At 59.5% G+C, this 12067-nt stretch carries 9 protein-coding genes; 6 read left to right on the top strand and 3 right to left on the bottom strand.

Going from position 1 to position 12067, the window contains the following annotated elements; translation table 11 throughout:
- The first annotated feature begins 8 nt into the window (after positions 1–8).
- The 6 genes from AC24GY_RS26310 to AC24GY_RS26335 all read left to right on the top strand — a co-directional run bounded on the left by AC24GY_RS26310 (position 9) and on the right by AC24GY_RS26335 (position 5610).
- Entirely contained in the window at positions 9–764 is a 756-nt protein-coding gene (locus AC24GY_RS26310) for a ThuA domain-containing protein (RefSeq protein ID WP_487689126.1), read from the top strand.
- Positions 765–770: 6 nt separating this feature from the next.
- Entirely contained in the window at positions 771–2261 is a 1491-nt protein-coding gene (locus AC24GY_RS26315) for a hypothetical protein (protein WP_487689128.1), read from the top strand.
- 9 nt (positions 2262–2270) lie between these two features.
- A complete protein-coding gene (locus AC24GY_RS26320) occupies positions 2271–3029 on the top strand; it encodes a LamG domain-containing protein (RefSeq protein ID WP_487689130.1) in 759 nt (252 codons plus the stop codon).
- Between the two features lie 16 nt (positions 3030–3045).
- Positions 3046–3816 (top strand): ThuA domain-containing protein, encoded by a 771-nt coding sequence (locus tag AC24GY_RS26325; protein WP_487689132.1) that lies wholly within the window; start codon positions 3046–3048, stop codon positions 3814–3816.
- A gap of 123 nt (positions 3817–3939) precedes the next feature.
- A complete protein-coding gene (locus AC24GY_RS26330; RefSeq protein WP_422319576.1) occupies positions 3940–4746 on the top strand; it encodes an SDR family NAD(P)-dependent oxidoreductase in 807 nt (268 codons plus the stop codon).
- A 6-nt stretch (positions 4747–4752) separates the two neighbouring features.
- Complete coding sequence (locus AC24GY_RS26335) at positions 4753–5610, top strand: fumarylacetoacetate hydrolase family protein (protein ID WP_487689134.1); 858 nt, start codon at positions 4753–4755, stop codon at positions 5608–5610.
- 99 nt (positions 5611–5709) lie between these two features.
- On the opposite strand, the gene AC24GY_RS26340 is transcribed toward AC24GY_RS26335, so the two are convergent.
- The 3 genes from AC24GY_RS26340 to AC24GY_RS26350 form a co-directional block, all read right to left on the bottom strand.
- Positions 5710–6975: an SGNH/GDSL hydrolase family protein gene (locus AC24GY_RS26340; RefSeq protein WP_487689136.1), complete on the bottom strand. Its 1266-nt coding sequence runs from the start codon at positions 6973–6975 to the stop codon at positions 5710–5712.
- Between the two features lie 152 nt (positions 6976–7127).
- Positions 7128–11072, bottom strand: coding sequence for a LamG-like jellyroll fold domain-containing protein (locus tag AC24GY_RS26345; protein ID WP_487689138.1), 3945 nt, complete (start codon positions 11070–11072; stop codon positions 7128–7130).
- An 11-nt stretch (positions 11073–11083) separates the two neighbouring features.
- Positions 11084–12052 (bottom strand): DUF6807 domain-containing protein, encoded by a 969-nt coding sequence (locus tag AC24GY_RS26350; RefSeq protein ID WP_487689140.1) that lies wholly within the window; start codon positions 12050–12052, stop codon positions 11084–11086.
- Positions 12053–12067: the final 15 nt, after the last annotated feature.

The raw sequence follows: 12067 nt of genomic DNA on the forward strand, positions 1-12067 counted from the left end.
AACCTGTCATGAAATCCATCCTGCTTTGCTTCGCACTGCTCACTTGCGCGGCGTCTGCCGCGAACATCGTCATCATGACGGTGGAAGATCCCAACAACTATGAAGCGCCGAGGACGATGCGTGAGTTTGCGGAGAAGGAACTCCGGCCGCTGGGGCATCACGCTACGGTCATTGATGGTGACAAGCCGCAGATGCATCACTTTGCCGGACTCGTCGAAGCACTGAAGGACGCGGATCTGCTGGTGCTTTTCTCCCGCCGCCGCTTTCCACCGAAGGAGCAGATGGCCGCCATCCGTGCACACCTCGCTGCTGGCAAACCACTCCTGGGCATTCGCACGGCGAATCATGCTTTCCTTCCCAAGCCCAAGGAAGTCGTAGATCCCAGTCTGGCTGCTTGGCCGGAGTTCACGCACGAGGTTCTTGGCGGAGAAAACACAGGCTATGAAATCAAGGGCCTGCCCTACAGCGTCAGCGTGCCGGATGGAGTCAAGACGCCGCTTCTTGAAGGAGTGAATGTGGCGAATATCCGTGGTTATCAGTCCCTGTACCAAGTGCTGCCGCTGGCCGCAGATGCCACGCCGATTCTCATCGGCACCGCGCAGGCCGGTGCCGCCACCCCTCCTCAGCCGGTCGCGTGGACGCGCACGTATGGACCTGGCAAGGCCCGTATCTTTTACACCAGTCTCGGAGCGCCCGAAGACATGCGCAGTGCGGATGTGCAGCGACTGTTGCTCAATGCCGTGGCATGGACTCTGCAGAAATAACGAATCATGAAATTCATCTGTCTTCTCCTGCTCGTCTGCGTGGCCGCTGCCCGGGCTGAAATGCTCGCTGGTGTTGCCAAAGTCGACATCACCGACCGCACCGTTCCGCTGGTGAATGATCCTTGCTTTGCCAAGGCACTAGTTTTGAAAAGCGGTGGCACCACCGCGGTGGTGATCACGCTGGATGCCGTGGCGGTGGGCGGCATCGGGCGCGTCGGCAACGGTTTCATGACCACCGTGCGCAAGGGATTGCAGCAAGATCTGGGCATTCCGCCCGCAAATGTCGTGGTCAATGCCAGCCACTGTCACGGCATCGTGCGTGGCGATCTGGAGCCGCTCGTTATTCAGGCGGTGAAGGAGGCCATGCAAAACCTCGTTCCCGTAAAGGTGGGCAGTGGCGTGGGTTCGGAGACGCGCATCAGCGAAAACCGCCGCCTCAAGATGAAGGATGGCAGCACGGTGGACATGCGCCGTGCTTACTCGATGCCACGAGATGAAGATGTGGCCAGCGTGGGCCCTATCGATCCGCAGGTCGGCCTGCTGCGCCTGGATCGCATGGATGGCACACCCCTGGCCGTGCTCTACCAGTTCGCCTGCCATCCCATCATGAATCCGCCGAGCAAGGGCTGCTCAGCCGATTATCCCGGCTTCGCTTCCAAGGTCATTGAAGAGGCACTTGGCGGTGGTGCGATGGCCTTCTTCGTGCAGGGCTGCGGTGGCGACATCAATCCGGTGCGCTACAAAGAAGTCACGCGCACTCCGGATGCGGAGCCGCTCGGCACGATGCTTGGTGCGACCGTTTTGGCTGCGGCACGGAAGATCGAAACGAGAGGCGATGGAGTGCTCAAAGTGAGCAATGCCACCATCGCAGTACCACGCGCGGCGGATTACACCGCACGCATCAGCAACATCGAGGCGGAGCAGAAGAAACTCGTCGCCACGCTCAAGTCCACGAACATCAACTTCAAAAGTTTCCTGCCGCTGCTGCTCCAGCACAAGCTCTGGCCGGACACGCCATCGCACTACTCGCAGAGTTATCTGCACGATCAGTCGCTTGATCGGAAGGCCATCTCACAGCTCGATGCGGACAATCGCCTGCTGGTGGAAAACTACCTCGCCAACATCGAAATCATGGAGCGGCTCACCCGGCTGAATGCAAATCTGGCGCTGCTAAAAATGCATCTGAAACAAACCGAGGCGGCCGGTGAAAAAACGCTGGATGCCGAGGTCTGCGGCCTGCGTGTGGGCGATTTCAAACTGGTGACATTTCCAGGAGAGGTCACGGTGCAGGTGGGACTGAACATCAAGAAAGCCGCAAAGGATGCGAATGCCCACGTCTCCGGCTATACCAACGGTTACATCTGGTACACCCCCACCGTGGAGCAGCGCCTCAACCCTGGCTACGCGCAGGAGGACTGCGATACATTGGTCGCGCCTGAGTGGCAGAAGCTCTTCGAGACCAAGGCGCTGGAGGTGTTGACCAACCTCAGCCGATAACCATCCCCCATGAAAGCCACCCTTACTCTTTTGTTTTGCGCCTGGACCTGTGGCGCTCTGGCCGCTGATGAACTGCCGAAAACGCTGATGACCACGCGTGGCAAACTGCTGGTCAGCGAAGACTTCATGCCGCCGCTCGCGCCGGTCACGGGCAAGCCCATTGGTTTTGCCAGCGGGTTTGCCGGCTGGCGCTACAATGCAGGGCCTGCGGGTGGCAAGTCCGGACAGTGGAAGCTGGTCGAAGGTTGCTTTACCGGCATTGAAAGTCCCGCCGCCAATCATCCCGCGACGGCGTCGTTTGGTTTTCAATTCACCGACGCCATCATCCAATGCGAAGTGCGGCTGAACGATGTGCCTGATGAGGGACGCAAGTATCGCTCATTGTTTGTGAAGGCGACGGATGTGAAGGATTATGTGATCGCGCTCAGCATCGGCCCGGGCGGCCTGTTTTTAACGCCGTATGATGCCGACCGCATCAACCCCGCCACCAAGCAGCGGGAGAAGGGGACGACGAGCCGCGTCCTGACTCCGGTCAAACTCAACGAATGGCATACGGTGGTGCTGGAGATCAAAGGCGACGAGGTCGTGGGCACACTCGATGGGAAGAGCACCACCCTGAGCAACACGCTCATCAGCGTGGCCAAGCACAGCATCATGCTGGGAGCTGGCACCGAGGCGAGCTTCCGTCATCTGCGCGTGTGGGAAGCTCTGCCAAATGCGGACTGGGCGGCGACCAAAGCAACGCTTCAAGCAGCATCGAAACCCTGATCAGACTTCCAATCCTATGAGCCGGTCCTTCGTTTTTCGCATAGTGCTTTTCGTTGCAGTCGTCTTCGCATGGCAGCTGCAAGCGGCGGAGCCACCTCACATCGTCATCATGATAGGCGAGGATGAGTACCACACCTGGGAAACCTTGCCGGAGTTTGCGGCCAAAGAATTGAAGGCCGCGCCTTATCGCATCACCATCATTCAGGCGGACGCGACGGACAAAAATCAGTTCCCGGGATTCGTGGAGGCCATGCATGATGCGGATCTTCTCTTCATCAGTGTGCGGCGCCGCACGCCGACGACGGAGGTCATCAATACCGTGCGCGCCCATCTTGCCGCCGGCAAGCCCCTGGTCGGAATCCGCACGGCCAGCCATTGCTTTGCGCTGCGTCCCAAGGAACCCGAGCCCAAAGCGGGACTGGCGATCTGGCAGGACTTTGACCCGCAGGTGCTGGGAGGCAACTACACCGGCCACTATGGCAAAGACGCCGCCACCATCACCCTCGTGCCGGGTGCGGAGGCGCATCCCATCCTGCGTGGCGTCACCGTGGCTGAACTCGTCGGACACGGCGGTCTGTACAAAAACACACCACTGCAGGCCGGAACCATGTCGCTTTTGATGGGGACGCTGGCAGGAACCGCAACGGAGCCCGTCGCATGGACTCATACCTACGGCGAAAAGAAGTCCCGCATCTTTTACACCTCGCTGGGGCATTGGGATGACTTCAAGCTGCCCGCCTTCCGGCGCTTTTTGCTCAACGGCATCGCATGGGCATTGGAGAAGTGAGGCATCTTTCTCCAGTTCATGCGCTCCATCCGGCCGATGCCAAATCCTAAATTGGCCGTGTTGCAGCCTTGAGCATCGCCAATGGCTCGCCATAGAAAGCGGTTCACCAAAACCACCCCGAATATGCGACTTCAAGACCAGGTCATCCTCATCACCGGCAGCACCACCGGCATCGGCGAATTCATGGCGCGGCGCTTTGTCGCCGAAGGCGCCAAAGTCATCCTCCACGGCCGTGACGCGGCACGTGGCGAGGCCTTGTGCCAGGAACTCGGCAAGGACAAAGCAGCCTTCTGCCAGGGAGACCTGGCGGATGCCGCGTATCCGGCCAAGCTGGCTGCCGACGCGATCGCCGCCTTCGGCAAGGTGGATGCGCTGGTGAACAACGCGGCTCTGACCAATCGCGCACGCATCGCTGAGACGGATGCCGCCATGTTTGACCGCATCATAGCCGTGAATGCGCGTGCGCCGATGCTCCTGATCCGTGCCTTGCTGCCTGAATTGAAAAAGAACCGGGGTGTCGTGCTGAACATCGGCTCGGTGCTCGCACACTGCGGTCAGGCGAATCTGCTGGCTTACTCGATGTCCAAGGGCGCGCTGATGACGATGACGCGCAATCTGGCCGACGCACTTGGCACGGACCGTGTGCGCGTGAACCAGCTCAATGTGGGCTGGACGCTGACGGAAAACGAATACCAGGTGAAACTTGGCGACGGACTCGGCGAAGGCTGGCCGGACCGCCTGCCTGCCTACGCCGTGCCGATGGGCCGCCTGCTCATGCCGGAAGACATCGCTGCGGCGGCCGTTTACTGGGTCGGTCGCGAAAGCTTCCCCGTCACCGGCACCGTGGCCGAACTCGAGCAGTATCCGCTCATCGGCCGCTACACGAATCACGAAGGCGACCCCCTCAAACAACAAGATCACACCAACTAAACCACCATGAAACTGATCCGCTTCGGCAACCCAGGAGAAGAAAAACCCGGCCTTCAACTCGAAGACGGCCGCCGCATTGATGCGAGCGCCTTTGGCAGCGACTACGATGAAAAATTCTTCGGGGGCGATGGGCTGGAACGCCTCGCCGCCTGGGCCAAGGCCAACGCGGCCACTGCGCCGACGGTGAGTGCTGACACCCGCCTGGGTCCATGCATCGCACGTCCGAGCAAGATCATCTGCATCGGTCTGAACTACAGCGACCACGCCAAGGAAAGCGGCATGCCGATTCCGGCGGAGCCCATCGTGTTTTTCAAAGCCACCAGCGCCATTGTCGGCCCGAACGACCATGTGGTTATTCCGCGCAATTCGAAGAAGACTGACTGGGAGGTCGAGCTCGCCTTCGTCATCGGCAAAAAGGCCAGCTACGTCTCCGAAGAAAACGCCATGAGCCACGTGGCCGGCTACTGCGTGCACAATGATTACAGCGAGCGCGAATGGCAGCTGGAGCGTGGTGGTCAGTGGGTCAAAGGCAAGAGCTGCGACACCTTCGCGCCTATCGGGCCTTTCCTCGCCACCAGCGATGAGATTCCAGACCCGCAGAATTTGAAGCTCTGGCTCAAGCTGAACGGCAAGACCATTCAGAACAGCAGCACCGCGCAGATGATCTTCGGCGTGAAGACGCTGGTGCGCTACCTCAGCCAGTTCATGAGCCTGCTGCCCGGAGACATCATCACCACCGGCACGCCTCCCGGCGTCGGCCTCGGCTTCAAGCCTGAGCCTCTCTTCATGAAGCCCGGCGATGTCATCGAACTCGGAGTCGAAGGACTCGGCGTGCAGGGGCAGACAGCAGTCGCGGCTGCATGAGCCGGAGGTCAGGCATCCTGCCTGACGATGGTTTGAGGCTTCCAGCCTATGTCAGAAGATCGAAGGCGGGACGCCTCGATCCGCTGACAGGCCGGAGGCCTATCCTCCAGGCGTGACCTTCAGCCGCACAAAACCTTTTCCAACCGTATTCACGCTGACGGTGATGGTGCCGTCTGGGTTCGTCGTCGTTTGTGCCGTTCCGATGTCGTTCCAGTTGAGCAAATCGGCCGATGACTGCGCCTGAATGGTCCCCCACTCCGTGAAGACGGCGCGCGGTCGATAAGTCATCGTCAGCGCGCCATTCTGCACTACGGGTCTGGGCAAGCTGGAGACATCGGTGAGGCCTTCCAGTGCAAACTCAAGTCCGTTGGGAATGCCGTTGTGATTTGAGTCGTCGGTGAAGCTGCCGCTTTGTCCTTGCGATGCGAGCCACTCGGTGAGGGGGATGTTTGGATCAAGGCCGAGGACGGTGGAGATGATATAGTCGTCAGTCAGCGGCGTGATCGCGGTGGACGGATACTTGGCGTTGAAGGCGTCGACGACCATCTGCGCGATCTTGGTGTGGGCGCAGGTGTTGGGGTGGAAGCCGTCTCCAGAGAAAGTGTAGCGAGTGCGAGCATCAGCGTCTGCCATGCGATAGAATTCGATGCCCTTGATGCGGAAGGGCTGGGTGATGAGCGCCTTGGTGAAGTCATACACGCCGGGGACGAAGCCGATGCCCTGCGACTGTGCAAACGCAGCCAGGCTGGCATTCAAGGCATCCATCGCCGCAGTGACACGGGCCGTCTTCACTGCATCGGTGGGGTAGCCCAGTTGAATCTTCGGCGTGCAGCCCACATGGGGCACGCTGACCAGCACGATGGGCACCGTGGCATTCACCGTGCGCACGTAGTTGATGATCCATTGCAGATTGCCAAGGGTGGTGTTGGTGACCGAGGCGTCCACCGCACCGTTGTAGAGATCGGCGTAGTAGCTGTCGGCATCATTGCCGCCGGCGAAGATGACGACGCGTTGCACGTCGGTGCGAAGCTGGCTTTTGAGCGTGTTCGTCCACCAGAAGTTGTAAATGCTGCTGAGCTGGTCGCGGATGTCGGTGGTTGTGGCACCCGGGAAAGCCCAGTTGAAGCGGTGACCGGTGAGGCGGGGGTCAGAATAGGCGCTCCAAGTGCCAGTGTCGAACCAATCGGTGCGGTGCTGATGCAGAATCTCGATCCAGTTCCGTGCCTGCCAGGAAGCCGGGTTGTTGGGAAAGAGGGCGGGGAATTCGGCTTCGTATTCCTTGGTCAGGCTGTCGCCGATGACCAGACACTGCTCCGCCCTGAGCGTGAGGCCCATGAGGAGGAAGAGGAACAGACAACGCAGCATCTACTTGTCTGACGTGCAAAGGGCAAAAAAGTTCACTGTTAAATGAAGTTCATCGGCTTTGAGTCCAATGAACTAGCTTCATTAAAAAATATGCCAATGTGAGCCACGTGGAATGCATGCCTTCCGTGCTAAGCTGGAGGCTTGTACTGGGGTCACTCCACCTTCAGCACGCCATTCATCACCATCCAGTGGCCGGGGAAGGTGCAGAGGTAAGGGTACTCGCCTTTCTCTTTCGGGGCGGTGATGTGAATGGTGAAGCTGGATTGCGGATTCGTCATGTCCGTGTAGGCGAGCACGTCGTCGGAATCCGGCACGTAGTGTTTGGCCAGCCCCTGCGGATCGGTGATCATGAGGTTGGCGAGGTTGCCGATCTTTTGCAGCGTGCCGGGTTTGGCGAGCATCCAGTTGTGCGGCACCACGTCGGGGTTCTTGAAAACGATGGTGAGTTTTTCACCGGCTTTCGCGGTGAGCTGCTTCTGCACGTATTGCAGGCCCAGAGCGGCCTCGATGATGATTTCGCGGCCCCCTTCGCCTTTGGCCCACGGATTGACCTTGGCCGGCTTCGGTGCTTCAAGGCCGATTTGAGCAGCGTGATTGGTCTTTGCGATCTTGGCATAGCCGGGGAACTCGGTGAAGGGTTCGGCCAAAGCGTGCGCGGTGAGAAAGAGGTCGTGACCAGTGCTCACATGGAGATGAATCTGGCTCGCGGTGACGATCTGCGAGATTTCGAGGAAGAGCGTCTTACCGCCGTCCAGCTTCTGCACGCTACGCACTTCCAGCGGATCATGGCCAGGTGTATCAGCATACTTCACAGAATACTCGGGCGAGCCATACTGCGGCCCATAGCGGTAGTTCCAGCACTGCGCAAAGCAGGTGGCGGCATCGGCATCCTTCACGGGCTGGTTGAAGCGGAGCAGCACACCATTGTCGCGGGCTTCGAAACCGATGGGCACCGGTTTCTCGCCACCGGTGAAGCGCACACGCTGGAAACAGCCGTCCTTGGGCGTGTAGCTGCCCCAGCCCTGCATGCCGTTCACATAGAGGTGGCCGTCGTTCGGATTGAAGCGCGCGCACTGCGGGCCGGAGTCAAAGTTACCGCTGATCTTCACGGAGGCGGCCTGCCAGCGGCCTTTGACGTTCTGCCGCATGACGAGCCACGCGCTGCCACCGCCGGAGGAGAGGTGGACGAAATTGCCGTCGCCTTTGAGAGCTGCCCATTTCTCGCTCGTGATGAAGGCCTGGCTGCTCGCGCTGTTGTCTTCACCGCGCGGCATGTACATCAGCACCGGCTCCGGAGGCTGGCCGTTTTTCGGACCACCCGCGCCGAAGTGGGCACCGAGATTGTGGTCCAGCTCAATCTGAAAGATGGATGAAGCGGGTGTCCAGTCGCCCTCCTGCCCGCTGGTGGTGATGAACCGGCCATCCGGCGAGATGCCGAGGCCATCCGGATTGCGGAAGCCGGTGCCGAGGACTTCGAGGTTGTCGCGGCCCGTGATACGGCAGACACCTTGATTTCCCGAAGCGAAATACCAGCGGCCTTCCTTGTCCGTTTCGAGTCCGACGATGAAGTCGTGACCGCCGGGGGAGGTCTGCATGGCATTGGTCACGCACTCGTAGAAATCGGCCTCGTCATCGCCATTCAGATCATGCAGGCAGGTGATCTGATCACGGCCAAGGACGTAGAGCTTGTCCTTCACAATTTTCATGCCCAGCGGCTGGTTCAGCCCGGTAGCGAAGCGTTTCCAGCGAATCTTATCGAGTTTCTCATCAATGCCTTTCACCAGCCAGACTTCGCCCGTCATCGTGGCGATGGCGGCGCTGCCGTCGCTGAAGAAATCGTGCGCCGTGATGAAGAACAGAGTGCCGTAGGGATTTTTGAAAGGCAGTTCGATGGTATCGGTGGCGAAGGGCTGCTGGGTGCCGAGCTTGCCTTGGGTTTCGATCCACTGCGGCCATTGGGCTGGGCCGCCTTTGGTTAGATGTGCAAGCTTTTCGTGTTCCTGATGCTCAGCATCCATCGTGGACAGATAGCGACGACCTTTGAGCGAGTATGAGAATAGGACTCCGTTCCCATGTCGATAAAAGCCAAGATAATCTCGTTGAGAAAAATCACCTTTGGTAATGGTGCCTAGCACCTTGCCAACCAGTTGCCCGCCACCCATAAAACCGTGGCGATTGTCGTTGAGTCGAATGAAGCCATCCTGCCATCCGATGACAAAAGCGCAAAGCTCAGGATCAAAACAGGCTGATTTATTTCCTGACCTTACACAAATTCCCTTCGGAATCGTGGCCCCCCCGCCTTTGAAAACACAGCTAAAGACGCTGCCGAGGTCAGAGTTCGCAAAGCGCCCATCCTTCCAGGTCACCTGATCGTTCTGATTGCCCCAGTGGCCCTGCTGGCCGCCATCGAGACCGGGGAACTGCGGGATCAGTTCGGGCAGCGGTTTCTGCTTCATGAACTGCAGCGCCTGCTTGCCGTAGAAGTCGAAGACACGCTCGCGATTGACGAATTCCTGCCAGTGGACGTTGTCCTCGGGATGCAGCGGTTTGAGGTCGGGCTTGAAGGCGGCGGGTGGCGGAGCCTTGGGCGGCATGAGCGCGTCGAGATGATCGAAGTCCCAGATGCCGATCGTGTTGTCCATGCGGAGACGCGGAGCGGTGCCCTTGCGCGGTTTCATCACGCCGCGTGCGATGCGCACATCGTCAATGAGGCCGTCACAGCCGATGCTGCCATCCACAAGGCTGCCGAAAGCAATGCCGCCTGCTTTGGGCGTGCCCTTGATCGGTTGCACAGGCTTTTCAAAGACCTGTTTGCCATCAATCCAAAGCACGACACTCTTTTCGTCGATGCTGGCGAGGATGTCATGCCACTTGCCGTCGCAGACATTCACCTGCGAGTCGAAGTCACCACCACGGCCGGGCATGAAGAGCGCGAGCGTGCCGCGTTTCGCATGCGTGTAGAGCTCCCAATGCGTGGCAGATGATTTGGCGTCGGAGGCGATGAGGATGTTGTAGTGATCTTTGCCAGTCAGCATGGCGCGGCACTCGATGGTGAGCGGCAGCGCGCGGAAGAGCTCGTTGTCCTGCTCAAAGTAGCTGCCCTTCAGCGCCTCGCCGAATTCCTTGTTCAAAGAGGGCACGCCCTCGCCGGTCATGGCGGGTTTGGTGATGAAGCTGGTGGCTGCAGGCTTGTCGCTCCAGGTGCGGTACATGGGCTTCGGTCCGGGAGGGTTGTCATCGAGCTGAGGCACGAGCCAGGCAAGGCCGTCGAGGTTGTCGAGCAGGCGGCCTTCAGCGTCTTCGTTGGTGTGGTTCAGAATGCCGATGGGGCCCGAGTAACCGCTCGCACGCACGATGCGCAGCACCTTCACATCTTCCGTGCCCACACCGAGAGGGAGGATCTTGCGGCCCTTGGCTTCGCCATCGATGTCCATGCCGTTGAGGTTGAAGCACAGCAGATGCGGCAGCATGCGTGGCAGCACTTTGGCGAGGCGGTCCAGATGACCATGGCCATGATGCAGATTGTAAACGATGCCCACGTTCTTAATGCCTTTGGCTTTCAGAGCCTCCACGATGGCGATAGCGTTTTCCGGCTCACCATACCAGGCACCGTGGTTGTAAAGCGTGACTTGGCAGCCCAGCGGTGCCGCGGCTTCGCAGATCGGCTGCAGGCGCTCGACCTCTTTGGTCACACGGGCCTGCTGATCCGCCTCGTCCTTGACCTGGATGGGGCCGCCGTTGCCATTCACCCAGAGCTGCGGATGCACGCCATGGCGTTTGAAGAGTTCGAGCGTCTGCTTTGCTTCATCATTGAAGACGGTCGGGAACCACCAGCCCATGAGCTCGATGTGGTGTTTCTTGAGCGCGTTCAGCTCGTCGTCCCACTGCGGGATGTGCTCCTTGCGGTAGTCATAGACGAATTTCTTCACGCCCATTTTTTCCAGCATGGCCGCGCGCTCTTCCGGGCCGCGCTTGCCCGCATCAAATGGTACGATGCACCATGCGGCGAGGTTGGATTTGTCGAAGAGGCCGTCGGCTGCCTGGGATTGACCGAATGCGGACGCAAAAAGTACGAAGGCTAGTAAGCGGGAAAGCATGGGGGAGAAGGTTACTTGGTGTTGGAATAGGTTGCCCACTGGGCCTCGATCCACTTGGCATCAGGAGCGCCGTCGAACACGAGGATGCGGTATTTGGAGACGTAGGGTTTGCCGGGCTCGATGGACCAGTCGCCATCTTGCGATGGAGCGATACAGAGCTGCGGGTTTTTGGGATTCAGGCGCAGGGGCTGAGGGAAGCGGAAGTTTGAGGGATGAATCAGGATCACCATGCCAGTCGGTGCACCATCGACCTGCCCGCCAATGTGAACCCACTTGCCCTTGGTGGAGTCGCCTTTGAGTCGGTCATGGCCTTCGCTGGTGAGCATCGTGACGGCATCAACCGGATTCCAGGCGAGGTTGCCGCGCACACCAAGACCGCCGTAGTGATACTTCGGCAGCTTGAGCGGCTGGTTGCCCGCGCAAGTCTGCGTGCTGGTGAGATCAATGATGTTGGTGGGCGTGCCATCGAGTTCTTTTTGAGCAACAGCCACCTCCCACGTTTCATTGAGCACCTTTTGAACGGGCGCGTGACTGTGATCTAGAAACAAATGCTGGCTGATGAAGCCGCCGCCGTCAGCCCCGCCCCAGCTCTTGTCCAGGTTGGCGAAGCGCACCTCGGCAAGGATCTGGTCGCCGCTATTGTCTTTGCCGTCGCCTTTGCCCTGGTTCCAGAAATCGGGATGTGAATCGCCGAACTCCGTCTTTGTCCACGCCATCCAGATCCCACGATGCCAGCGGTGATCCTCGGGATGATTGGCCGTGACGAGCTTGCCGCTCGGCGAATGGACCGGATGAAGATGAGCGCCGTGTTTGAAAACAGCAGACACGCCTTCAGGCACCTCGCCTGCTTCCATTTGGTAATCACAGATCGTCTTCCCACCGCTGCTGAAGTGCAGGACGGAGCCGAGCTTTTCCACCTGGATATCGGCGGAGAAAGAATGGGTGGCCAGAAGGGCGGCGAGGAGAAGGGTTGGCTTCATGACGATGGAACGAAA

The organism is Prosthecobacter sp. Pr1 (assembly GCF_057652315.1).